19 protein-coding genes are annotated in these 23185 nt (G+C 70.0%); 9 read left to right on the plus strand and 10 right to left on the minus strand.

Translation table 11 applies throughout. The features are described 5' to 3' along the window. The first annotated feature begins 72 nt into the window (after window positions 1-72). From fes to AVE30378_RS19600, 3 genes are all read left to right on the plus strand, one after another. A complete protein-coding gene (fes, locus tag AVE30378_RS19590; protein ID WP_244235105.1) occupies window positions 73-1662 on the plus strand; it encodes an enterochelin esterase in 1590 nt (529 codons plus the stop codon). A gap of 113 nt (window positions 1663-1775) precedes the next feature. Next, a complete protein-coding gene (locus tag AVE30378_RS19595; RefSeq protein ID WP_129242524.1) occupies window positions 1776-3257 on the plus strand; it encodes an amidase in 1482 nt (493 codons plus the stop codon). A gap of 210 nt (window positions 3258-3467) precedes the next feature. Then, window positions 3468-4481: a response regulator gene (locus AVE30378_RS19600; RefSeq protein ID WP_129242525.1), complete on the plus strand. Its 1014-nt coding sequence runs from the start codon at window positions 3468-3470 to the stop codon at window positions 4479-4481. A gap of 13 nt (window positions 4482-4494) precedes the next feature. Here the strand turns inward: AVE30378_RS19600 and AVE30378_RS19605 are convergent, their stop codons facing one another. Next, a complete protein-coding gene (locus AVE30378_RS19605) occupies window positions 4495-4974 on the minus strand; it encodes an Lrp/AsnC family transcriptional regulator (RefSeq protein ID WP_129242526.1) in 480 nt (159 codons plus the stop codon). A gap of 191 nt (window positions 4975-5165) precedes the next feature. On the opposite strand from AVE30378_RS19605, the gene AVE30378_RS19610 reads away from it, so the two are divergent. Then, the gene (locus AVE30378_RS19610; RefSeq protein WP_129242527.1) at window positions 5166-6449 is read left to right on the plus strand and encodes a cystathionine gamma-synthase family protein; all 1284 of its coding nucleotides are present in this window, start codon (window positions 5166-5168) and stop codon (window positions 6447-6449) included. Between the two features lie 19 nt (window positions 6450-6468). On the opposite strand, the gene AVE30378_RS19615 is transcribed toward AVE30378_RS19610, so the two are convergent. Next, the gene (locus AVE30378_RS19615; RefSeq protein WP_129242528.1) at window positions 6469-7977 is read right to left on the minus strand and encodes an MFS transporter; all 1509 of its coding nucleotides are present in this window, start codon (window positions 7975-7977) and stop codon (window positions 6469-6471) included. Window positions 7978-8122: 145 nt separating this feature from the next. Between AVE30378_RS19615 and AVE30378_RS19620 the strand changes: the two genes are divergently transcribed. After that, entirely contained in the window at window positions 8123-9001 is an 879-nt protein-coding gene (locus AVE30378_RS19620) for a LysR family transcriptional regulator (RefSeq protein WP_129242529.1), read from the plus strand. 1 nt (window position 9002) lies between these two features. Here AVE30378_RS19620 and AVE30378_RS19625 read toward each other — a convergent pair whose 3' ends face one another. The 6 genes from AVE30378_RS19625 to AVE30378_RS19650 are packed head-to-tail and all read right to left on the minus strand — an operon-like array spanning window position 9003 to window position 16993. Beyond that, window positions 9003-9989, minus strand: a complete 987-nt coding sequence (locus AVE30378_RS19625) for a tripartite tricarboxylate transporter substrate binding protein (RefSeq protein WP_129242530.1) — start codon at window positions 9987-9989, stop codon at window positions 9003-9005. 54 nt (window positions 9990-10043) lie between these two features. Next, window positions 10044-11282 carry a CaiB/BaiF CoA transferase family protein gene (locus AVE30378_RS19630; protein WP_129242531.1) on the minus strand — a complete coding sequence of 413 codons (1239 nt, stop codon included), beginning with the start codon at window positions 11280-11282 and terminating at the stop codon, window positions 10044-10046. A gap of 4 nt (window positions 11283-11286) precedes the next feature. Beyond that, a complete protein-coding gene (locus AVE30378_RS19635; RefSeq protein WP_129242532.1) occupies window positions 11287-12423 on the minus strand; it encodes an acyl-CoA dehydrogenase family protein in 1137 nt (378 codons plus the stop codon). 9 nt (window positions 12424-12432) lie between these two features. Further along, complete coding sequence (locus AVE30378_RS19640) at window positions 12433-13629, minus strand: acyl-CoA dehydrogenase family protein (protein WP_129242533.1); 1197 nt, start codon at window positions 13627-13629, stop codon at window positions 12433-12435. Window positions 13630-13638: 9 nt separating this feature from the next. After that, the gene (locus tag AVE30378_RS19645) at window positions 13639-14820 is read right to left on the minus strand and encodes an acetyl-CoA C-acyltransferase (RefSeq protein ID WP_129242534.1); all 1182 of its coding nucleotides are present in this window, start codon (window positions 14818-14820) and stop codon (window positions 13639-13641) included. A 25-nt stretch (window positions 14821-14845) separates the two neighbouring features. Next, complete coding sequence (locus tag AVE30378_RS19650) at window positions 14846-16993, minus strand: 3-hydroxyacyl-CoA dehydrogenase NAD-binding domain-containing protein (protein WP_129242535.1); 2148 nt, start codon at window positions 16991-16993, stop codon at window positions 14846-14848. Between the two features lie 207 nt (window positions 16994-17200). Here AVE30378_RS19650 and AVE30378_RS19655 point away from each other — a divergent pair, with 207 nt between their 5' ends. The 4 genes from AVE30378_RS19655 (at window position 17201) to sodC (ending at window position 21702) form a co-directional block, all read left to right on the plus strand. Then, a complete protein-coding gene (locus AVE30378_RS19655) occupies window positions 17201-18145 on the plus strand; it encodes a LysR family transcriptional regulator (RefSeq protein WP_129242536.1) in 945 nt (314 codons plus the stop codon). 91 nt (window positions 18146-18236) lie between these two features. After that, the gene (locus AVE30378_RS19660; protein WP_129242537.1) at window positions 18237-19625 is read left to right on the plus strand and encodes a GntP family permease; all 1389 of its coding nucleotides are present in this window, start codon (window positions 18237-18239) and stop codon (window positions 19623-19625) included. Between the two features lie 58 nt (window positions 19626-19683). Then, on the plus strand, window positions 19684-21012 hold the full coding sequence (locus AVE30378_RS19665; protein ID WP_165360247.1) for a DUF445 domain-containing protein: 1329 nt from the start codon (window positions 19684-19686) through the stop codon (window positions 21010-21012). 165 nt (window positions 21013-21177) lie between these two features. Beyond that, window positions 21178-21702, plus strand: a complete 525-nt coding sequence (gene sodC / locus AVE30378_RS19670; protein ID WP_129242538.1) for a superoxide dismutase family protein — start codon at window positions 21178-21180, stop codon at window positions 21700-21702. Window positions 21703-21711: 9 nt separating this feature from the next. On the opposite strand, the gene AVE30378_RS19675 is transcribed toward sodC, so the two are convergent. Both AVE30378_RS19675 and AVE30378_RS19680 read right to left on the minus strand, forming a co-directional pair. Further along, a complete protein-coding gene (locus AVE30378_RS19675) occupies window positions 21712-22335 on the minus strand; it encodes a glutathione S-transferase family protein (protein ID WP_129242539.1) in 624 nt (207 codons plus the stop codon). A gap of 85 nt (window positions 22336-22420) precedes the next feature. Then, window positions 22421-23185 (minus strand): MFS transporter (locus AVE30378_RS19680; RefSeq protein ID WP_129242540.1); only part of this gene is annotated, 765 nt, incomplete at its 5' end.

Genomic DNA, 23185 nt, shown 5'->3' on the forward strand with positions numbered 1-23185 from the left:
AATGTGAGGGCGGGCCGCGAGGCAGTTTCGCGCGGGGCGGATCCGTCGACACGCAAGCAGGAGAGCAGGCAAGTGACGCAGCAACGCAATACGCATCGGTGGCGCGCCGGATGGCTGGCGCTGGCCCTGGCTGGCGCGGCATCGGGGGCCGCCCTGGCGCAGAGCGCGGAAGGGCGGGTGTCGCCGCAGGCGCCGGCGGATACCGCGCTGACTCTGCAAAAGGGCGAATTCCTGGCCGGGGAGTGGGCGGCCGACAGCGGCGTGACGCTGGACCTGCTGGATGCGTCGGGCAGGCACGTGCGCCGCCTGAGCGACGCCGAGCGGCCCGCCGGCGGCCTGATGCTGGTGGCGCCGGACGATGGCCGCTACACGCTGCGGGCGCAGGGGCGGGGCGCGTACCGCTGGGCGGTGTCCGAGCGCGTGCCGCTGTCGGCGCAGCGCGCGCCCGAGCCCGCGCCCGCCATCGACAGTCCGCGGCTCGCGGCGCTGGCGCGCGCGCTGGAGCAGGGCGGCGGCACCGATGCCTTCTGGCGCGAGATCGCGGCCTCGGGCGCGCCGCTGATCGAGCCCGTCGACGCCGCGCATGACCGGGTGACCTTCCTGTGGCGCGGCGCGCAGCGCAACGTGCGGCTGTTCGGCGGTCCCTCGTCCGACCACGCGCCGCTGGCGCGGTTGGGAACCTCGGACGTCTGGTACCGGAGTTTCGTGCTGGCGCGCTCGGCGCGCCTGTCGTACAAGCTGGCGCCGGACGTGCCGGAGCTGCCTGCTTCCGACACCGCGCGGCGCCGCGCGATCCTGGCCACCGCGCAGGCCGATCCGCTGAACCCCAAGGCCTACCCCGAGCGCGGCGTGGACGCGTTCCAGTATTCCTCGGTGCTGGAACTGGCCGGCGCGCCGCCGCAGCCCTGGGTGGCGCCGCGCCCCGGCGTCCCGGCCGGCACGGTGGAGGCCAAGTCCCTGCGCAGCAGGATCCTGGGCAACACGCGCGATATCCACCTGTACCGCCCCGCCGGCTGGCGGCCGGACGCGCCCGGCAACCACGTGCTGGTGCTGTTCGACGCGGGGCCGTATCTCAGCCGCGTGCCCACGCCGACGATCCTGGACAACATGATCGCCGAGGGCGTCATTCCGCCCACGGCGGCGGTGCTGATCTCGAACCCGACCGCGGATTCGCGATCCGCGGAGCTGCCGCCGAATCCGGACTTCGCCGACTTCCTGGCGCGCGAGCTGATGCCGTGGGCCCGGGAGCAAGGCATCGCCGCGCCGGCCGCGCGCACGGTCGTCGGCGGCTCCAGCTACGGCGGCCTGGCCTCGTCCTACGCCGCCTTGCGCCATCCCGAGGTGTTCGGCAACGTGCTGAGCCAGTCCGGCTCGTACTGGTGGGGGCAGCCGGGCGAAGAGGACCAGTGGCTGGCGCGGCAGTTCGCGGCGGCGCGCAAGCTGCCGGTGCGCTTCTACCTGGTGGCGGGGCGCTTCGAAATGGGCCGGGGCGGCCAGCCGGGGATCCTCGACAGCAACCGGCGCTTGCGCGATGTGCTCACCGCCAAGGGTTACCGGGTCACCCACCAGGAGGTGGAGGGCGGCCACGATTACCTGAGCTGGCGAGGCACGCTGTCCGACGGCCTGATCGACCTGATCGGCGCCGGGCAGGCGGCCCGCTAGCCGCGAAGGGACGGCGCGTCGCGTAGTATTGTTTGCGCGCGCCCGGATTTCCGCCGGCGCGCCCAACACAATACCCGCGCCGGCGGATTCCGCGGCGCGACAAGGAGACATGCATGAACCCTGCCACCGAGGCCCCGGTCCCCGGCCTGGACGATATCGTGGCGATGCCGGCGCACGCGCTGTCGGAAGCGATCCGCCAGCGCCGCGTGTCCTGCCGCGAAGTGATGGCGGCCTACCTGGCGCACATCGACCGGGTCAATCCCAAGCTCAACGCCATCGTCGCCCGGCGCGACGGCGACGAACTGATGCGCGAGGCCGCCGAACGCGACGCCCAGCTGGACGCGGGGCAGTGGCTGGGCTGGCTTCATGGCATGCCGCAGGCGCCCAAGGACCTGACGGCGGTGCGGGGCATGGTCACGTCCATGGGCTCGCTCGTCTACAAAGACCAGGTGACGCAGCACGATTCGATCATGATCGAGCGCCTGCGGGCGTCCGGCGCCATTTTCATCGGCCGCAGCAACGTGCCGGAGTTCGGCCTGGGGTCGCATACCTACAACCCGGTGTACGGCACCACCGGCAACCCCTACGATCCTTCCAAGACCGCGGGCGGCAGCAGCGGCGGCGCGGCCGCCGCGCTGGCGGCCCGCATGCTGCCGGTGGCCGACGGCAGCGATTTCGGCGGCTCGCTGCGCAATCCGGCCGCGTTCTGCAACGTTTACGGCATGCGGCCGTCGGCCGGGCGCGTGCCTTTCGGGCCGGCGCCCGAGGTGTTCCTCAAGCAACTGTCGTACGAAGGCCCGATGGGGCGCACTCCGCGCGACGTGGCGCTGCTGTTGTCGGCGATGGCCGGCCACGACCCGCGCGTGCCGCTGTCGCTGTCGGACGACCCGGCGCAGTTCGCCGGGCCGCTGGACGCCGACCTGCGCGGCAAGCGCGTGGGCTGGCTGGGCGACTGGAACGGCTACCTGCCGATGGAGCCGGGCATCCTGGACCTGTGCGAACGGGCCCTGGGCGACCTGGCGGCGGTGGGCTGCGAGGCGGTGGACTACCGGGTGCCGTTCGCCGGCGACCGCCTGTGGCGGATCTGGCTGGCGCACCGCCACCTGATGGTGGGCGGACAGTTCCATGCCCTGGTCCAGAACCCCGAGACGCGCAAGCTGGTCAAGCCGGCGCTGATCTGGGAAGTGGAAGGGCTGGACGGCATGACGGCGCGGCAGGTGTACCAGGCCACCGAGGAGCGCAGCGCGTGGTACCAGGCGGTGCTGCGCATGTTCGGCGAGGTGGACTACCTGGCGGTGCCGTCGGCCCAGGTATTCCCGTTCGATGCGAAGCTGGACTGGCCCAGGCAGATCGCCGGGCGCCCCATGGACACCTACCACCGCTGGATGGAGACGGTGACGCCCTGGACGCTGGCCGGCTGCCCGGTGATCAGCGTGCCGGTGGGTTTCAATGCCGCCGGGCTGCCCATGGGCATGCAATTGATCGGCCCGCCTCGGGGCGACCTGGCCGTGCTGCGGCTGGCGCACGCCTATGGGCAGGCGCGCGATTGGGTGGAGCACCGTCCGCCCGCCGCCTTGTGGCGGCCGGCCGCGTAGGCGGCGGGTTTCGGCACCCGATCGCGGCGTTTTTCGTGGCTGATAGCCCATGGCTTTGCAATAATTACCGACGAACTCCACATTTCGTAATACTCTGGGGGACGGCTCTACTTTGTTCCAGAATGTTTCGGCCCTATCGGCGAATTGACCCTGCACAAAGGTTTTCCGGCACGAGGAATTCGACACCTCGCCGGAAACGAAGGACTGACCATGTACCCTTCCATAGAGAGTTCGGCCTCGGCGAGCCTGCATTCGCACGCGGCGATGGTGTTGCTGGTCGACGACCAGGTGATAGTGGGCGAGGCCGTCAGGCGGGCGCTGGCCTCGGAGGGCAATATCGATTTCCACTATTGCTCGGGCCCCGACAAGGCGCTGGCCATGGCGATCCAGACCCGGCCCACCGTCATCCTGCAGGACCTGGCGCTGCCGGGCGTGGACGGGCTGAGCCTGGTGCAGGAATACCGCAGCCATCCCGTGACGCGCGACATTCCCATCATCGTGCTGTCCACCAAGGAGGATCCGGCGAGCAAGAGCGCCGCCTTCGGGGCGGGCGCCAACGATTACCTGGTGAAGCTGCCCGATTCCATCGAGCTGGTGGCGCGCATCCGCTACCACTCGCGCTCGTATCTGGCGCTGGTGCAGCGCGACGAGGCCTACCAGGCCTTGCGCCAGAGCCAGCAGCAATTGCTGGAAAGCAACATGGAATTGCGCCGGCTGACGAATTCCGACGGGCTGACGGGCCTGGGCAACCGGCGCTATTTCGACGAATACCTCAATGCGGAATGGCTGCGCGCGCGCCGCGACGGCCGCGAGATCAGCATGCTGATGATCGACGTGGACTATTTCAAGTCCTACAACGATACCTACGGCCACATCGCGGGCGACGAGGCGCTCAAGCGCGTGGCCAATACCATCTTCGCCAGTTGCGACCGGTCCAGCGACCTGGCGGCCCGTTTCGGCGGGGAAGAGTTCGCGCTGGTGCTGCCGGGCACGCCGGCCGGCGGCGCGCGGCTGGCCGCCGAAAAACTGCGGCGCGCCGTCGCGGCCATGCAGATTCCGCAGCGGGACGCGGGCTCGGGCCCCTGGCTGACGGTCAGCATCGGCGCGGCCACGGCGGTGCCGCGCGGCGAGCAGCCGTGCACCGAGCTGATCCAGGCGGCCGACCGCGGCCTCTATCAAGCCAAGCGCCAGGGCCGCAACCGCGTGGTGCCCGGCACGATATAGCCGCCGGGCGGCCTTACAGGTGCAGCTTGGTCGAGGACTTGACCTCGTGCATCGACAGCGTGCTGAGCAATTCCTTCACGCCCGGCAGGGGGCGCAGGCGGTTGCGCACGAATTCCGAATAAGCGTCGAAGTCGCGCGCCACGATGTGCAGCAGGTAGTCGTGCTGGCCGGTGGTGTTGTGGCAGGCCAGGACCTCGGGCATGGCGAGCACGCCGGCCTCGAAGGCGCGGCAGGTCTTTTCCGTGTGGTTCTCCAGCGAGATGCTGACGAAGGCCACCACGCCCATGCCCAGCGCGCGGCGGTCCAGGATGGCCTGGTAGCCCCGGATCACGCCGGACGATTCCAGGCGCTTCAGGCGTTTCCAGCAGGGCGAGGCGGACAGCGACACGCGCTCGGCCAGCTCGGCGTTGCTGAGCCGCCCATCTTCTTGAAGGATTTTCATGATTTTCCAATCGATCGCGTCAAGTTGATGTAACGAGGCAGTATCTTTCATGGAATGGACGATGTGGGAAATATTGTTTTCCATTATCGCTTTGCAGCAATGTAAATGGAAAGAATATTGCCGCGGCGTGACGCCATACTGCCATGCATCCCCAGGCCGCCGGCGCTATTGTTTTCGCATGCGTGACGCGCCCGCTCCGGCAGTCCCTGCCGGGGGCCCGCAAACCCAGAGAGAGGCAGACCATGAGTTACTCCAGCTATCACAAGAAAGACATCTTCGGCCGTCCGCTGCACGCGGAAACGCAGATGATGTCCTACGGGTTCGACCCCTTTCTGTCGGAGGGCGCCGTCAAGCCGCCGGTATTCCTGACCTCCACCTTCGCCTTCCGCTCGGCCGAGGACGGGGCGGCCTTCTTCGACCTGGTGTCGGGCCGCAAGCCCCTGCCGCAGGGCGAGTCGGCGGGGCTGGTGTACAGCCGCTTCAACCATCCCAACCTGGAAATCGTGGAAGACCGGCTGGCGCTGCTGGACGGCTCGCAGGACGCCGCGGTGACTTCCAGCGGCATGTCGGCGATCAGCGCGGTATTCCTGGCGTTCCTGCGCCCGGGCGACCAACTGGTGCAGTCGGTGCCCCTGTACGGCGGCACCGAGACCCTGATCTCCAAGATCTTCCCGGAGTGGGGCATCGGTTCGCACGCCATCCGCGACGGCCTGTCGGCCGACAGCATGCGCGCGGCGCTGGAGGCCGCGGCGGCCCAGGGGCCGGTCCGCCTCTTCTATGTGGAAACGCCCGCCAATCCGACCAACGCGCTGATCGACTTCGAAGCCATGAAGAACGAGCTGGACGCGTTCGAGGCGCGGCACGGCTACCGCCCGATTTCGGTGTGCGACAACACGCTGCTGGGGCCGATCTTCCAGAAGCCCGTCGAGCACGGCGTGGACCTGTGCGTGTATTCGCTCACGAAGTACGTGGGCGGCCACAGCGACCTGGTGGCGGGCGCCGTCACGGGCAGCAAGGAATTGATCAAGAAGGTGCGCGCCATCCGCAGCGCGTTCGGCTCGCAGTTGGACCCGCATTCCTGCTGGATGATCACGCGTTCGATGGAAACCGTGGTGCTGCGCATGAAGCAGGCGGCGCGCACCGCGACCAAGGTGGCGCAATGGCTGTCGGGCAATCCGCACGAAAAGGTGCGGATATATCACCCCGAACTGATCGCCGACCGCGCCTACCAGGAGGTCTACAAGCGCCAGTGCACGGGGCCGGGCTCCACCTTCGCGTTCGTGCTGGAAGGGGGGCGGGCCGAGGCCTTCCGCTTCATCAACGCGCTGCACCTGTTCCGGTCGGCGGTGAGCCTGGGGGGCACTGAATCCCTGATCTGCCATCCCGCGTCCACCACGCATTCCGGCGTGCCGGCGGCCGAGCGCGATGCGGCCGGCGTGTCCGAAGGGCTGATCCGGGTATCCATCGGGCTGGAGCACGAGGAAGACCTGATCGCGGACATGGACCACGCCTTCCGCAACGGCTGACCGGCGGAAGGCGTGCGCCTCAGGCCTTCATCCGCCGGCGGTTGAACAGCACGAACGCCGCCGTGGCCAGCAGCAGCGCGGTGGCGGTGGCGAGGACGGCCGCGTAGCCGGTATCGAACGCGGTCCTGGCCAGGCGGACCAGCGTTTCGCCCAGGTCCGCCGGCACGCCTTCGGCGACGATGAGCGCCTGGTCCAGGCTGTCGCGGGCGGCGGCGCCGGACAGGCCGTCGGGCACCGCCAGCGAGCGCGCGTACACGCCCGACAGGATGGAGCCCATCAGCGTGACGCCCAGCGCTCCGCCCAGCTCGTACGAGACCTCTTCGATCGAGGCCGCCATGCCGGCGCGCTCCGGCGTGGCGCTTTGCATGATGGTGCTGGAGGCCGCCGTCATGGTGGCGCCGATGCCCGCGCCCAGTATGCACAGGCTGGCCATCTGCGGCGCGATCGACGCGTCGTAGCTCAGCAGGTAGCCGGCCATGCCGATGCCCGAGACCAGCAGGGACAGGAACAGCATGCGCGCGCTGTCGACGCGCCCCAGCAGCCAGCCCGCGAGCGGGCCCGAGACGAAGGCGGCCAGCGACAGCGGCAGGATGAAGAGCGCGGCTTCCAGCGACGATTTGCCCATGACCAGTTGCAGCCGCTGGCTGAACACCAGTTCCATTCCCAGCAGGGCCGCCGCCGCGAATAGCGCCGCCGCCACGGCCGAGCTGAAGGCGCGGTTGCGGAAGATGGCGAAGTCGATCAGCGGATAGGGCCGCGCGCGCTGCCGGCGGACGAAGACCGCAAGCAGGGACGCGCCCGCCGCGCAGGCCAGGCCGGCATGCGTCCACGAGGGCGCGGGCTTGCCCAGTTCCTTCAGCGCGTAGGCGCAGAGGATCAGGCCCGCCATCACTTGCAAGGAGCCCGGCAGGTCCCAGGGGCGGGACGCGTCCGGACGGCTGGCCGGGATGTGGCGCCACGCTAGCGGCAGGGCCAGCAGCACGATGGGCACGTTGATGAGGAACACCGAGCCCCACCAGAAATGCTCCAGCAGCACGCCGCCCACGACGGGCCCGACGGCCGCGCCGCCCGAGGCCACCGACGCCCAGACGCCGATGGCGATCGCGCGCTCGCGTTCGTCGGCGAAAGTCAGCCGCAGGATCGACAGGGTGGCGGGCATCATCATGGCGGCGCCCACCGCCAGCAGCGCGCGCGCCGCGATCAGCGCGGGCGCGCCGGGCGAATAGGCGGCGGCCAGCGAGGCCGCGCCGAATACCGCCAGGCCCGCCATGAACAGGCGTTTGTGGCCCAGGCGGTCGCCCAGGGTGCCCATCCCCAGCAGCAGGCCCGATACGACCAGCGCGTAGATGTTCACGATCCACAGTTTGGCCGACGCGGTGACGTTCAATTCATGCGTCAGGCGGGGCAAGGCGGTGTAGAGGACGGTCATGTCGACCACGATCAACAACAAGGCGCTGGACACGATGGCTAGCACCAGCCAGCGGCCGGGCGCGGCCGTGGCGACAGCGTTCGGTTCGGTCCGCTGCATGGTTCTGCTCCTGAATGACTGGAACGCGCCGCGCGGGCGACGGGCCGGAAAGGCCCTCGGTTCCAGGGGCGCTATTATCCATCTTGAAATTTCCTGGAAAAAGTTGGAATCCATCTATTAAATAGATGATTTGCTGGAGGCCATCATGCAATGGACGCTGGAGCAGCTTCGCCAATTCGCCGCCGCGGCGGAGGCGGGGTCATTCTCGGCCGCGGCGCGGCGCCTGGGCCGCGCGCAATCCGCGGTCAGCACGTCGGTGGGGCTACTGGAGGCGGACCTGGGCGTGGAACTGTTCGACCGCGCGCGCCGCAACGCCACGCTGACCCCGGCCGGCGAGGTGATGCTGCAAGAGGCGCGGGAACTGCTGCGGCAGGCCGGCGCGCTGGAGCAGCGCGCCTTGTCCTTCACGGGCGGGCGGGAGGCGAGGCTGTCCATCGCCCTGGACGAGGCCTTGCCCTACCTGGTGCTGGACGCGATGGTCAAGGAACTGGCGGAACGCTGCCCGGCGCTGGAACTGACCCAGTTGAACGGCACGGCGACGGAAGTGGCGGACTATGTGGAGCAGGGGCGCGCCAGCGTGGCCTTCCACTTCGACCGGGGCGATCCCGGCCCGGCCTACGCGCACCGCTATCTGGGCGACGTGGCCCAGGGCATCTTCGTGGCGCCGGGGCATCCCCTGGCCGCGCTGCCCGAGGTCGGGCGCAACGACCTGGCCCGGCACCGCCAACTGCTGATGCAGATGGACGGCGCGGACCAGGCGGTGCTGAGCCCCACGGTGTGGCGGGCCGACAGCAGCTACAACATCGCCGCCATGGCCGCCAACGGCGTCGGCTGGGCCATCCTGCCGCTGAACATCGCGGAGTACGAGGGCTACAGCAACGCGCTCGTCGGCTTGCCTTGCGCCGACCTGTCCCTGCCGATGCTGTCGGTGCGCTCTTTGTGGCTGCGGGGCCGCAGCCTGAGCGAAACCGAGCTCTGGATCCAGCGGCGCATGGGGGAACTGCTGCGGCTGGGGGCGCCCTGAATCAATCCTTCGCCATCAATCCCAGGTACTCGATCAGCCCCTTCTCCTTGACGTAGGTGGCCTGGGCCCAGGCCTTGTAGTCCTGGCTGTCGCGGTAGGCGGGTTCCTGGTTGAGCTGTTTCATGACCTCCATGCTGGCGGGGTCGAACAGCGCCTTCTTGAAGGCGTCGTGCAGCGTCTTGACCACGGCCGGGTCCATGCCCTTGGGGCCGGCCAGGCCGTAGGGCGAGGTGGACACGACCTTGTAGCCCAGCTCCTGGGCGGTGGGCACGTCGGGCCAGCGGGTGGTGCGCTTTTCGCCGAAGGTCACCAGCAGGCGCATCTTGCCGGCGTCCACGAACTGGTCCCAGCCGGTGGCGTCGCTTTGCGCCATGACGTGGCCGCCCAGCAGCGCCTGCTGCATGTCGGCGTTGCCCTTGAAGGGCACGTGGTTCAGCTTGACCTTGGCGTTGATGGCGATTTCCTCGATCAGCAGGTGCGGCGAGGAACCCACGCCGGTGGAGCCGTAGTCGATGGTGCCGGGCGCCTTGCGCGCCGCTTCGATGTATTCATTGAAGGTCTTGTAGGGCGAATCGGCGCGCACCGTGAAGCCGAAGGTGTAGCCGGACAGCCCCAGGATGAACGTGAAATCGTTGATCGGGTCCCAACTGCTTTTCTGCATGTAGGGCATGCGCAGCATCGCCAGCGTGTACAGGCTGATCGTGTAGCCGTCGGGCCTGGCGGTCTTGGCCATGGTGGCCGGACCCAGCGTGCCCCCGGCGCCCGGCCGGTTTTCCACGATGACGGGCTGGCCCAGGTATTTGGAGGCGTCCTGCGCCACGATGCGCAGGTGGCGGTCGGTGGAGCCGCCGGCCGGGAAGGGCACGATCAGCGTGATGGGCTTGGAGGGAAAGGCGTTCTGCGCGCCGGCCTGCTGGGGCAGCGCGGCGCACAGGGCCGCCGTCAGCGCCAGCCCCAGGCAGGCGCGGCGGGTGGTGGGTCGTTGCATGTGGTTTGTCTCCTGATGGCTGCGGCGGGTTCAAAGTGGGCGATGGCGCCAGGCTCAATGCCCGGGCAATGTCAGGACGCCTTGCGCCTGCAATGCCTCTAGTTGTGTATCGGTCATCTGCAGCAAGCGTTGCAGCACGTCGCGCGTGCCTTCGCCCAGGGTGGGCGGCGCATGGCGGATGGGCAGGCGCTGCCCGTCCAGGCGGTACGGCGGCGCATAGATGTGGGTGCTGCCCGTCACCGGGTGGGGCATTTCCCGCGTCAGGCCGCTTTGGCGGGTGCGCTGGCTGGTCAGGGCTTCGTGCAGGCCCAGGACCTTGCCGCAGGGAATGCCGGCGTCGGCCAGGCGCTGCAGCAGCAGGTCGCGGGGAAATTCGCGGATCAGCGCGGTCACCATGGGCAACAGGCCCAGGCGGTTCTTCGCCCGCTCGACATTGGTGGCATAGCGGGGGTCTTCGACGATGTCGGGCCGCAGGATCACCTGCCGGCAGAACTTGTCGAACTGCGCGTTGGTGCCCACCGCGATGATCAGCGGCCCGTCGGCGGCTTCGAACATGCCATAGGGAACGATCGAAGGATGGGCGTTGCCGAAGCGCTGGGGGTCGTGGCCCAGCAGCAAGGCGTCCAGGCCGTAGTAGCTGGTGACCATGATGCCGCAGTCGTACAGCGCCATTTCGATCAGGCGCCCGCGGCCGGTGCGTTCGCGCCGCAGCAGCGCCGCCAGCACGGCCTGCGCGGCGTACATGCCTGTCATCATGTCCACCGCGGCGACGCCGAACTTCAGCGGCGGCTGTTGCGCTTCGCCGTTGATCGCCATCAGGCCGGTTTCGCCCTGGATGACCAGGTCGTAGCCGGGGCGCGCCGCTTCGGGACCCGAACTGTCGTAGCCGCCGATGGCGCAATAGATCAGGTCGGGCTTCAAGGCCTTGAGCCGGGCGTAGCCCAGGCCGAGCTTTTCGGCGCCGCCGCTCTTGAAATTGTGGATCACCACGTCGAACTGCGGCAGCAGGCGGTAGACGATCTCCACGCCTTCCGTGGACTGCAGGTCCAGGGTGATGGACCGCTTGTTGCGGTTCATGCTGTTGTAGTACGTGGTTTCGGTCTTGCCGATGCGCATGCCCCAGTCGCGGGTGTCGTCGCCGCGCACCGGGTGCTCGACCTTGACGACTTCGGCGCCGAAGTCGGCCAGCACCTGGCCGCACAGCGGACCGGCGAACACGCGGGAAAGGTCCAGGACCCGGATGCCTTCCAGGGGCAGGTCCAGGCTGTCGGGGGGCGGGATACCGGTGTCCATGGCGTTACTCCTGAGGGGCCAGGGCAATGAAACGGGCCAGGTGATGGCTTTCGTCGCCGAGCTGGTGATCGATCATGACCAGGCGCTTGGCGTAGTGCGCCAGCGGCAGTTCCCAGGTCATGCCGATGCCGCCGTGCAACTGGATGCTTTCTTCGGCCACCAGCGTGCCGGTGCGGCCGATGGTGTATTTCGCGGCGGACAGCGCGCGCTCGCGCGTGGCGCGGTCGGGGTGGTCCAGGGCCGCCGCGGCGTTGATCACGGCCGAGCGCGCCTGCTCGATTTCCAGCAGCACGTCCGCCATGCGGTGCTGCAGCGCCTGGAAGCTGCCGATGGGCACGCCGAACTGGCGGCGCGTGCGCAGGTATTCCAGGGTGGCGTCGCGGGCGCAATCCATGGCGCCCACGGCTTCCGCGCACAAGGCCAGGACGCCGCGGCCGATGGCGCGTTCCAGCACCGGGTAGCCCGCGCCGGCTTCGCCCAGCAGCGCTTCCGGGGGCAGCGCGAGGCCGTCGAATTCGAGTTCCGCGGCGCGGCCGCCGTCGATCAGCCCATAGCCGCGCACGGTCAGGCCGGGCGTGTTCGCGCCGACCAGGAACAGGCTGATGCCGGCCTCGTCGTCCGGCGCGCCCGCGTTGCGGGTCGAAACCAGGAACAGGTCCGCGTGCTCGCCGGCGGTGACGACGGCCTTGGCGCCGTTGAGCACCCAGCCGCCGGGCCGCCATTCGGCGCGGGCGCCGACCTGCGACAGCTCATAGCCGGAGCCGGGCTCGGCGTGGGCCAGCGAGGCGGTGAGGGCGCCGGCGATCAGGCCGTCGAGCGTTTCGCGCTGGGCCGGCGTGCCGGCCGCGGCGATGGCGCTGCCGACCATGAGGGCGTCCAGGACGGGTTCGACGGCCAGGCCGCGGCCCAGCGCCTCGAAGACGACGGAGATGTCGAACCCGGTGCCGCCCAGGCCGCCGTCGGCCTCGGCGAACAGCGCGCCGATGGCGCCCAGTTCGGCGTAGCGGCGCCAGAGTTCGATGCTGTAGCCCCGCTCGGACCGGGCGTGGCGGTCGCGCGTGGCGAAGTCGTACTGCTCGGCGACAAAGCGGCGCAGCATGTCCGAGAGCATGCGGCGGTCTTCGGTGTGTTCAAAATTCATGGCCAGCCCTCACAGCCCGAGAATCATCTTCGAGATGATGTTCTTCTGGATTTCGTTGGAGCCGCCGAAGATCGACAGCTTGCGTTGATTGAAGTACTGTGCCGCGGCGCTCTCGGCGCCTTCGGGGCCTATCGGCCGGCCGCCGTAGCCGTCGTGCAGCGCCTCGGGCACGAAGGGCCGGGCGTAGGGGCCCATGGCGCGGCGGTTCAGCGCGCTGATCTCCTGCCGTATCTGCGTGCCGCGTATTTTCAGCATGGAGCTTTCCGCGCCCGGCGCGCCGCCGCCCGCCACCGCGGCCACCACGCGCAGATTGGTGGTGCGCATATTGGCCAGTTCGATCTCGACGCGCGCCAGGCGGGCGGCGAAGTCGGGGTCTTGGGCCAGGGGGCGGCCGTTCCTGCGCTGGCGGGCCGCCACCGCCCGCAGGCGCGCGAGCGCGGCGGCCGATTGGCCCACGCCCGCGATGTTGGTGCGTTCGTAGGTCAGCAGGTACTTGGCGCAGGTCCAGCCGCGGTTCTCCTCGCCCACCAGGTTGCCGGCCGGCACCCGCACGTCCGAGAAAAACACCTCGTTGACCTCGTGTTCGCCGTCCAGCGTGATGATGGGGCGGACCTCCACGCCGGGGCTCCGCATGTCGATCAGCAGGAAGCTGATGCCTTCCTGGCGGCGGCCTTCGTGCGAGGTGCGCACCAGGCAGAAGATCATGTTGGCGTACTGGCCCAGCGTGGTCCAGGTCTTCTGGCCGTTGACGACGTAGCTGTCGCCGTCGCGCACGGCCGTGGTCTTGACGGAGGCGAGGTCCGACCCGGCGCCCGGCTCGGAATAGCCCTGGCACCACCAGTCGGCGCCGTCCAGGATGCGGGGCAGCCAATGGCGCCGCTGCGCCTCGGTGCCGTACTTGATCAGCACGGGCCCCAGCATGCTCAGGCCGAACGGAACGATGCGCGGCGCGGCGGCCAGCGCGCATTCCTCGTCGAAGATGTATTTCTCGACGGTGCTCCAGCCGGTGCCGCCGTATTCCACGGGCCAGTGGCTGGCCAGCCAGCCCCGGCGGTTCAGGATGGCGTGCCATTCGACCATGTCGGCGCGCGCCAGCAGCTTGCCGCCGGCGACCTTGGCCGACAGGCGTTCGGGCAGGTGCTCGGCCAGGAAGGCCCGCACTTCGTCGCGGAAGGCGTTTTCTTCGGGGGTGAATTCCAGGTCCATGGGGATCCCTCAATAGATTTCAAACAGTCCGGCCGCGCCCATGCCGCCGCCCACGCACATCGTGACGACGGCGTAGCGCGCGCCGCGGCGGCGGCCTTCGATCAGCACGTGGCCGGCCAGCCGGGCGCCGGTGACGCCGAAGGGATGGCCGAGCGCGATGGCGCCGCCGTCCACGTTCAGGCGGTCCATCGGGATGCCCAGCTTCTGCTGGCAGTACAGGGCCTGCGAGGCGAAGGCTTCGTTCAGTTCCCAGAGGTCGATGTCCTGCACGGACAGGCCGTGGCGGGCCAGCAGCTTGGGCACGGCGTAGACCGGTCCGATGCCCATTTCGTCGGGCTCGCAGCCCGCGATGGCCAGGCCGCGGAAAGCGCCCAGCGGCTGGATGCCGGCGCGTTGCGCTTCCGCGGCCTCCATCAGCACGCAGGCCGCGGCGCCGTCCGACAACTGCGAGGCATTGCCCGCCGTGACGAACTGGCCGGCCCCGCGCACCGGCGCCAGCGCGGCCAGGGCCTCGTAGGTGGTGCCCGGGCGGTTGCAGGTGTCCCGGTCCACCGTCACTTCGCGTTCGCTGACGGCGCCGGTGGCGCGGTCCGTGACGGACATGGTGGTGGTGACGGCGATGATTTCTTCGCGGTAGCGGCCGGCCGCCTGCGCGGCCTCGGCGCGCGCCTGGCTTTGCGCGGCAAAGCGGTCCTGGTCTTCGCGGCCGATGCCGTAGCGCGCCGCGACGATGTCGGCGGTTTCTATCATGGGCAGGTAGAGCTCGGGCTTGTTGGCCACGATCCAGGGGTCCATGCCGCTGACGCCGTCGTCGCGGGTGCGGATCTGCGAGACGCATTCCACGCCGCCCGCGATCATGGCGGGCGCGCCGTCCATCACGATGCGGCTGGCGGCCGTGGCGATGGCCTGCAGCCCCGACGCGCAGTAGCGGTTGACGGTCGCGCCGCCCACGCTGGCCGGCAGGCCGGCGCGGACCACGGCCTGGCGGCCGATGTTGCGGCCGGTGGCGCCCTCGGGGTAGCCGCAGCCGATGATGGCGTCCTCGATCAGCGCCGGATCCACGCCGGCGCGTTCGACCGCCGCGCGCACGGCGTGCGCCGCCAGCGTGGGACCGGCGATCAGGTTGAATTCGCCGCGTCCGGCCTTGGTGATGGGCGTGCGGGCGGTGGAGACGATAACGGCTTCGCGCATGGAGAGACCTATGGAAAGAGGGGAATCAGGCAGCCCGGTTCAGGCTGGCGAAATCGCGGCCGGCATCGGCCAGTTCGACGAGCAGCGGCGAAGGCGACCAGAACGCCGGGTCTTCCTTGGCGTACTCGCGCAGATCGGCCAGGATGCCGGGCAGGCCGACGCTGTCGGCGTAGTGCAGCGGCCCGCCGCGGTGGCGCGGAAAGCCGTAGCCGGACACCGCCACCACGTCGATGTCGGACGGGCGCAGCGCGATGCCTTCGCGCAGCACGTTGGCGGCTTCATTGATCATGGCGGCCAGGTAGCGGCGCTGGATCTCCTCCTGCGTAAAGGCGCGCGGGCTCACCCCGGCGCGCGCGCGTTCGGCGTCGACGATGGCGAGCACCTCGGGATCCTGCTGGCCCTGGCGCGCGCCGTCGGGATAGAGGTAGTAGCCGCGCCCGGTCTTCTGGCCGAACCAGCCGCGTTCGCACAGGCGGTCGGCGATCTGCACGTAGCGCAGCGCGGGATCGCGGGTGGGGGCGCGGCGCTTGCGCGTGGCCCAGCCGATGTCGCCGCCCGCGAGGTCCATCATCTGGTAGGGCCCCATTGGGTAGCCGAAGGCGCGCACCGCGGCGTCGATGTCGTAGGGCGAGGCGCCGTCTTCCATCATCATGTCCGCGGCCTGCCGGTACGTGGCCAGGATGCGGTTGCCGATGAAACCGTCGCACACGCCGGCGCGCACCGGGATCTTGCGCAGCCGGCGCGCGAATTCGAAGCCGGTGGCGGCCGTGTCCGGCGCGGTATGGCTGCCCACCACCACTTCCAGCAGTTTCATGACGTTGGCGGGCGAGAAGAAATGCAGGCCCAGCACGTCGGCGGGACCGCGCGTGGCGGCCGCGATGCGGTCCACGTCCAGGTACGAGGTGTTGGTGGCCAGCACCGCGCCCGGCTTGGCCACCCGGTCCAGTTGCGCGAAGACGGCGAGCTTGGCGTCCATGTCTTCGTACACGGCCTCGACGATCAGGTCGGCGTCGGCCAGCGCGTCGTAGCCGGTCGCGCCGGTGAAGCGCGCCAGGCGCGCGGCGCGTTCGTCCGCGCTGATCCGCCCCTTGCCGGCCAGCAGGTCGTAGACCTGGGCGACCCGGGCGCGGCCGCGTTCCAGGGCGGCCTCGTCCTGTTCCACCATCACCACCGGCAGTCCGGCGTCCAGCACCGATACCGCGATGCCGGCGCCCATGGTGCCGCCGCCCACGATGCCGACCCGTTCCACGCGGCGCGGCCGGGCCTGTTCCAGTCCGGGGATCTTCGACGTTTCGCGCTCGGCGAAGAAGGCGTGCACCAGTCCGGCACGCTGCGGGCTGTCCAGGCATTGCAGGAACAGGGCGCGCTCGGCGCGCAGGCCTTCGTCGAAGGGAAGCTCGATGGCCGCGCGCACGGCCTCGACGATCCGGGCGGGCGAGAAAAGCCCGCGCGCCGTCTTGGCCACGCGGTCGGCGGCGGCGTCCACCGCGGCCAGCGCGGCCGGCCGGTCCGCCAGCGCGGCGCCGGCATCGCGCGTGCGGCGCGGGCCGGCGCGCCCGGCCAGCAATTGCCGGGCGTACGCCAGGCCGGCATCGAGCGCATCGCTTTCGCCGGCGAGCGCGTCCACCAGCCCGGCTTTCAAGGCCTCGTCGGCGGACAGGTGCTTGCCGGACAGCATCAGGTCCAGCGCCGCCTGCGCGCCCATGAGACGCGGGGCGCGCTGCGTGCCGCCGGCGCCGGGCAGGAGGCCGAGGGTCACTTCGGGCAGCCCCAGCCGGGCGCCGGGCAGCGCGACGCGGTAATGGGCGGCCAGCGCCACTTCCAGTCCGCCGCCCAGCGCGGCGCCGTGCAGCACGGCCACCACGGGCTTGGCGCTGGCTTCGATCTGGTTGCAGACGTCGGGCAGGGCGGGCGGCTGCGGCGGCTTGCCGAATTCGCGGATGTCGGCGCCCGCGATGAAGTTCCTGCCGGCGCCCGCCAGGACGATGGCGCGGACTTGCGGGTCGGCCTGCGCGTCGCGGACGGCCGCGGCCAGGTCGGCGCGCACGGCCGCGGCCAGGTCGGCGCGCACGGCCGCGCTCAGGGCGTTGACCGGCGGATGGTCGATGGTGACCACAAGAACGTCTTCATAGCGGCGCGCGCGGGCGGCGCCGGTGCTTGCGCGGTCTGTCATGGACAGTGTCTCCGTTCGGGCGCCGCCGCGGGCGGGTCCCGGGGAAGGGGCCGCGAGGGCGTCGTCTGGCAGGCCAGGGGGCGGCCCGCCTTTTTTGTGGCCTTATTCTTTCCTAGTAAATATGTCTTGACAATGGCATCTATAATTGACACTACGTATAAGAAAATTTGACAATGCCTGCTGGCAAGCGCACGAAGGAGACGCGGCATGGACACCAAATCCCTGACCTTGCTGGTCGAGATCCTGGACGCGGGCAATCTGAGCGAGGCGGCGCGCCGCCTGAAAATGACGCGGGCCAACGTCAGCTATCACCTGGCCCAGCTTGAACGTTCGGTCGGCATGCAGTTGGTGCGGCGCACAACGCGGCGCGTCGAACCCACCGAAATAGGACTGAAGCTGTATCGCCACGGCCGCAGTATCCAGGACGAACTCGCGGCCGCCCGCGAATCGGTCGAAACGCTGGGCAAGACGCCCCAGGGCAAGGTCCGCCTCAGCGTGCCCAGCGGCTACGGCCTGTTCGTGATGGCGCCCTGGCTGCTGGAATTCAAGCAGGCCTATCCGGACATCGTGCTGGACGTGCTGTTCGAGAACAGCGTCGACGACCTGCTGCGCGACGAGGTGGACATCGCGGTGCGCATCATGTCCGAGCCGCCGCAGAACCTGGTCGCGCGCGAACTGGGCCAGGTCCGCTACGTGGCCTGCGCGTCGCGGGCCTATGCCACCGCCCGCGGCCTGCCCCAGCGCCCGGAAGACCTGGCGCGCAGCCCCATCGTCAGCGCCGCCGTCATCGGCCGCCCGCTGCGCCTGTCCGCCTACTACAGCGGCCAGCCCCGCCAGCACGTGGTGCTGGAGCCCACCGTGATCTCGCGCAACTACGCCTTCCTGCGCGACGCCATCCGCGCCGGGCTGGGCGTGGGCATCCTGCCGGACTACGTGGTGCACGAGGACCTGGCGCGCGGCGACCTGCTGGCCGCGCTGACGCAATGGCGGCTCAGCATCTTCGGGCGCGGCATGTACATGCTGTACATGCCGAACCGGCATCACCCGCGGGCCATCTCCATGATCATCGAATTCATCCTCGAACGCGCGCAGGCCGACCACGAGGGCAAGCCGGGACTCATGCCGGCGGCAGGGCAGGCGCGCGTTTCCTGACTCGGCGTTCAGCTTCGCGGGAATAAAATCCGTCTTCCTCCCGGCGGCCGGCCCCCCGGCGACGCCTCGCCCGTTTTTTCCAGGCCAGACTATGTCTTCGTTCGACATCCAATTGCTGCTCACCGCCTTGGCGAGCGTCCTCGTGCTGGTGGCGCTCATCGTCTCCCGCATCCGCATGCATCCGCTGCTGGCGCTGCTGATCGTTTCCATCGGCGTCGGTTTCGCCACGGGCATGGAGCCCGTGGCCATCGTCAAGAACCTGACCAACGGCGCGGGCAAGACGCTCGGCGCGGTCGGCGTGGTGATCGCGCTGGGCGCCATGCTGGGCAAGATCCTGGCGGATTCCGGCACCACCGAACGCCTGGCCAACGCCATCCTGCGGCACACCTCCGCGCGCATGATCCCGTGGGCCATGACCCTGGTGGCCTTCGTCATCGGCATTCCCATGTTCTTCGAGGTGGGCCTGGTGGTGATGCTGCCGCTGATCTTCAGCGTGGCGCGCAAGCTCGAAAGCCAGGAGCGCTTCAAGGGGTCGGCCTACGTGTACGTGGGCGTTCCGGTGATTGCCGCGCTGGCGGCGATGCACGGCATGGTGCCGCCGCACCCCGGCCCGCTGACGGCGATCGCCACCCTGAAGACCACGGTCGGCCCGACCATGATCTACGGTTTCATCGCGGCGCTGCCGGCCATGGTCTTCGGCGGCCCGCTGTATGGCGCCTTCATCGCGCCGCGCATGGCGACCCGCCCCGACGAGGCCTTGCTCGAGCAGTTCACCACGACGCGCCAGCAGGCCGACGGCCGCGGCGCGGCCAGCGTGGGCCTGGGCGTCCTGGCGGCCCTGCTGCCCGCGCTGCTGATGCTGGTGCATGCGCTGGCCGAGATGCTGCTGCCCAAGGATTCCGCCGCGCTGCGGGCCGCCGCCTTCCTGGGCGACCCGCTGGTGGCGATGCTGCTGGGCGTGCTGTTCGCGGCCGTCACCCTCGTGTACCTGCGCGGCGGCGACGCCGAGAAGCTGCGCGATGCCCTGGGCAAGAGCCTCAAGCCCATCGCCGGCATCATGCTCATCATCGCCGGCGGCGGCGCGTTCCAGCAGGTGCTGACGAGCGCCAAGGTGGGCGACGCCATCGTGCAGCTCACCCATCAGTTCGCCTTGCCGCCGCTGGTGCTGGGCTGGCTGATCGCCATGCTGCTGTCGGTCTCCACCGGTTCGGCCACCGTCGGCATCGTGGGCGCCGCGGGCCTGCTGGCGCCGCTGGCGGGCGCCGACCCGGGCCTGAACCTGCCGCTGCTGGCGCTGTCGATCGGCTGCGGCTCGCTGTTCTTCAATTACGCCAATCACGCGGGCTTCTGGATGGTGAAGGAGTCCTTCGGCATGACCATGGGCGAAGCCACCAAGACGATCTCGGTGGTGCAGTCCATCGTTTCCGTGGCGGGCCTCGCGATGGTCCTGCTGTTCGACCTGCTGCCGCCCCTGGGCTGAGGCGCCGCGGCCGCGGGCCGGTATTGTTATGCTGGGTCCATCCCGAGCCGGAGACCCCATGACAGACACGCCCCGTCCCGCCGCCGCGCACGCGACGCGCTCCGCCCTGGCATCCGACGCGCGCCGCGAACAGTTGCGGCGCATGAAGATCGCGGCGCTGGCCTTGCTGGCGGCCATGATCGGCGGCTTCATCGCCAGCCATGCCATGGGCGGGCAGGGCGCCTGGGCCTGGGTGCGGGCGTTCTGCGAGGCGGCCACGGTGGGCGCGCTGGCGGACTGGTTCGCGGTGGTGGCCCTGTTCCGCCGCCCGATGGGCCTGCCCATTCCGCACACCGCCATCATTCCCAGCAACAAGGACCGCATCGGCGACAACCTGGCCGTGTTCGTGCGCGACCATTTCCTGGACCCGGACACGCTGATGGAGAAGCTGCGCGTGTTCGATCCCGCCGCGCGCCTTTCCCGCTGGCTGGCGCGTCCCCGCCAGGCGCGCGCCTTGAGCGACGGCGCCCGCAACGTGGCCTTGCAGACGCTGGACCTGCTGGACGACCGGGCGGTGCGCGGCGTGATCCAGGAGTTCGTGGTGAAGACCCTGCGCCGCTGGGACGCGGCGGACACCGCGGGCGAGGTGCTGGGCCTGCTGACCCGGGACGGGCGGCACCAGGAACTGCTGGACGCCGCCCTGGAAAGACTGGGCGGCTACCTGGGCCAGGAAGAGGTGAAGGCGCGCGCCTCGGGCCTGCTGGTGAAGTTCGCCAAGAAGGAATGGCCGCGCATCATCGCCGCCGTGGACGTGGTGAAGTCGGTGGACGGCATCGCCGACAACCTGGCGGACCGGCTGGCCCGGGCGCTGGTGGAGGAACTGCGCGACGTGCTGTCCGAGCCCGGCCATCCCGTCCGGCGCGACTACGAGGCCTGGGTGCTGGACTACATCCGGCGCCTGCGGGACGATCCCGCCCTGTCCGAGCAGGTCGAGGCCCTGAAGCAGCGCGCCATCGACCATCCCAAGGTGCAGGAGTACGTGCAAGGGCTGTGGGACGACATCCACGCGGCCCTGCGGCGCGACTTGTCGAACGAAGACTCGGCGCTGGCGCGCCATCTGGAAAGCGCCTTGCTGGCGCTGGGCCGCAAGTTGGGCGAGGACCCCGGCCTGCGCGAGGCCATCAACAGCCACGTCCTGGGCGCCGCCCGCCGACTGACCGGCCGGTTGCGCAGCGGCGTCACCGAGCACATTTCGCGCACGGTCAAGAACTGGGACGAACGCCATCTGGTCGACGAACTGGAACTGAGCGTGGGGCGCGACCTGCAATACATCCGCTTCAACGGCACCCTGGTCGGCGGCCTGATCGGCGTGGCGCTGCATGCGCTGGTGCTGCTGTTCCGCGGCTGACCGGGCCGGCCTGCCGACCGGCGCCGCGCGTTTGTATCAGGAATGAAGATTGCTGGCGGACGGCCAGAGCCGAATGCTATTGTTTTCGGCGGCATGGGAGGCAACGGGCCGGCCATGCCATACCGGGCGCCCGCGGCCCGCGGGCACGAATCTTGGAGGCACTCCATGAAGAAAATCTCGTTGCTGGTCACGGCGCTTGCGCTGGCGGGCGCTTCCGCCGCCGCGTCCGCGGAAAACGTCTCGATGTCGTTCCTGAGCGCCGATGGCGTGGGCAAGAGCGCCGGCACTATCTCCCTCAAGGACACCAAGGGCGGGCTCCAGTTCACGCCGAACCTGAAGGGCCTGCCTCCCGGTGAACACGGCTTCCACGTGCACGAAAAAGGATCCTGCGGCCCGGGCATGGTGAACGACCAGATGGCGCCCGGCGGCGCGGCCGGCGGACACCTGGATCCCAAGGGCACCAAGGCTCACAAGGGCCCCCTGGCGACCGACGGCCACCAGGGCGACCTGCCCTTCATCGTGGTCGGCGCGGACGGCTCCGCCAAGAAGGCGGTCGTGGCGCCGCACCTGAAACTGGCCGACGTGAAAGGGCATGCGCTGATGGTGCACGTGGGCGGCGACAACTACAGCGATACCCCGAAACCCCTGGGCGGCGGAGGCGGGCGCCTGGTCTGCGGCGTGGTGAAGTAGCCGCACGCGTCAGGCCGTGCCGTTGCGGCCGTGCAGCCGGTAGCCCTCGCGTTCGGCCAGCCGGTCGTAGTAGGCCGCGACGGCCGGCAGCCGGGGCTTGTCGAAGGGCGTGAGGAACCAGCGGTTCACCGACAGGCCCACGGGTATGTCCGCCAGGGAGAATTCCCCGCCCGCGACATAGGCCCCGGTCCGCGCCAGGCGCTGTTCCAGAATCCCCATGCAGTGCGCCCACGCATGACGCGACGCTGCGATGGCGGCGGCGTCCCGGTGCGCGGCGGACTGCCGCGCCAGCGCCATGAAGGCATAGGACCAGGAGCGGTTCAGGTCGGTGGCCTGCCAGTCCATCCATTGGTCCACGCCGGCGCGCAGCCTGGGTTCGGCGGGGTACAGGGGCAGGCCGCCATACTGCGAGGCCAGGTAGCGGATGATGCTGTTGGATTCCCACAGCACGAAATCGCCGTCCTGGATGACGGGCACCATGGCGTTGGGGTTCAAGGCCAGGAAGCCCGGATCGGAGGTGGGCCGAAAGCCCGTGCCCCAGTCTTCGCGCTCGAACGGCAGGCGCAGTTCGGCGCAGGTCCACAGCACCTTGCGCACATTGATGGACGAAGCCTTTCCCAGTATTTTCAGCATGCTGCGCGCGTCCGGAGCCCAGGTTGGATGACCGGGGCAGTCTAGCGGGCCGCGGCCGGCGCCGCCAGATACAGATGGCCGGCGCTCAACCCGCAACAGATCCGGCCGCGCCGGCTTCCGGCTGGCTGCGCAGCCGCAGCACGGGCGAACTGAACAGCACCATGAACTGCACGGCGAAGCCCGCCGTGGATACCCACAGGCAGGCCTCGATCCCGGCCCGGGCGGCCAGGGCGGCGCCGATCAGCGCGCCGACGGGACGGGCGCCGAAGGTGGCGGTGACGATCACCGCGGAGACCCGGCCCAGCAGGGCGTTGGGCGTGACCGCCTGGCGCAGCGTGGTGGTCGTGATGGTCCACAGGATCGGCCCCGCGCCGAACAGGAAGAACCCGGCCGCGGCCCAGGCGCCCGACGGGTGCGCCAGCGTGGCCAGCAGGAGGACGCTGGCGGCCAGCGCGGCCAGCGGGCCCGCCCCGATCATGGCGCCGAAGGACAGGCGCCGGGCCAGCCACGGCGCGAGCAGCGCGCCCGCCACCATGCCGCCGCCGTACACGCCCAGCGTGGCGCCGACGCCGGCGGCCGACAGGCCCAGCCGTTCGACGGCATAGGCCACGTAGACCGCCTGCAGCACGAACCAGGCGGTGTTGAAGAAGACGGCGGTGACCAGCACGGGGCGCAGCAGCGGATGCGCTGCGACGAAGGCGGCGCCTTCGCGCAATTCGCTCAGCATGCGCCGCCGCGGCCGCGGTGCGGGCGCTTCCCGCGGCAGGCCGGCAAGCAGCAGCGCCGCCAGCAGCGACAGCGCCGCGGCCAGCGCATACGCCGCCGGCGCGCCCGTCCAGCCGACCAGGGC

It is taken from the genome of Achromobacter veterisilvae (genome assembly GCF_900496975.1).
Taxonomy (GTDB): Bacteria; Pseudomonadota; Gammaproteobacteria; order Burkholderiales; family Burkholderiaceae_B; genus Achromobacter; species Achromobacter veterisilvae.

What these genes read in the sequence shown, in the direction of transcription:
- sodC (WP_129242538.1), top strand. Translation starts at nt 21,178, where the DNA reads ATGAAGAAAATCTCGTTGCTGGTCACGGCGCTTGCGCTGGCGGGCGCT.
- AVE30378_RS19665 (WP_165360247.1), top strand. Translation starts at nt 19,684, where the DNA reads ATGACAGACACGCCCCGTCCCGCCGCCGCGCACGCGACGCGCTCCGCC.
- AVE30378_RS19605 (WP_129242526.1), bottom strand. Translation starts at nt 4,974, where the DNA reads ATGAAAGATACTGCCTCGTTACATCAACTTGACGCGATCGATTGGAAA.
- AVE30378_RS19645 (WP_129242534.1), bottom strand. Translation starts at nt 14,820, where the DNA reads ATGCGCGAAGCCGTTATCGTCTCCACCGCCCGCACGCCCATCACCAAG.
- AVE30378_RS19655 (WP_129242536.1), top strand. Translation starts at nt 17,201, where the DNA reads ATGGACACCAAATCCCTGACCTTGCTGGTCGAGATCCTGGACGCGGGC.
- AVE30378_RS19660 (WP_129242537.1), top strand. Translation starts at nt 18,237, where the DNA reads ATGTCTTCGTTCGACATCCAATTGCTGCTCACCGCCTTGGCGAGCGTC.
- AVE30378_RS19650 (WP_129242535.1), bottom strand. Translation starts at nt 16,993, where the DNA reads ATGACAGACCGCGCAAGCACCGGCGCCGCCCGCGCGCGCCGCTATGAA.
- AVE30378_RS19615 (WP_129242528.1), bottom strand. Translation starts at nt 7,977, where the DNA reads ATGCAGCGGACCGAACCGAACGCTGTCGCCACGGCCGCGCCCGGCCGC.
- AVE30378_RS19625 (WP_129242530.1), bottom strand. Translation starts at nt 9,989, where the DNA reads ATGCAACGACCCACCACCCGCCGCGCCTGCCTGGGGCTGGCGCTGACG.
- AVE30378_RS19640 (WP_129242533.1), bottom strand. Translation starts at nt 13,629, where the DNA reads ATGGACCTGGAATTCACCCCCGAAGAAAACGCCTTCCGCGACGAAGTG.
- AVE30378_RS19635 (WP_129242532.1), bottom strand. Translation starts at nt 12,423, where the DNA reads ATGAATTTTGAACACACCGAAGACCGCCGCATGCTCTCGGACATGCTG.
- AVE30378_RS19675 (WP_129242539.1), bottom strand. Translation starts at nt 22,335, where the DNA reads ATGCTGAAAATACTGGGAAAGGCTTCGTCCATCAATGTGCGCAAGGTG.
- AVE30378_RS19610 (WP_129242527.1), top strand. Translation starts at nt 5,166, where the DNA reads ATGAGTTACTCCAGCTATCACAAGAAAGACATCTTCGGCCGTCCGCTG.
- AVE30378_RS19595 (WP_129242524.1), top strand. Translation starts at nt 1,776, where the DNA reads ATGAACCCTGCCACCGAGGCCCCGGTCCCCGGCCTGGACGATATCGTG.
- AVE30378_RS19620 (WP_129242529.1), top strand. Translation starts at nt 8,123, where the DNA reads ATGCAATGGACGCTGGAGCAGCTTCGCCAATTCGCCGCCGCGGCGGAG.
- AVE30378_RS19630 (WP_129242531.1), bottom strand. Translation starts at nt 11,282, where the DNA reads ATGGACACCGGTATCCCGCCCCCCGACAGCCTGGACCTGCCCCTGGAA.
- AVE30378_RS19600 (WP_129242525.1), top strand. Translation starts at nt 3,468, where the DNA reads ATGTACCCTTCCATAGAGAGTTCGGCCTCGGCGAGCCTGCATTCGCAC.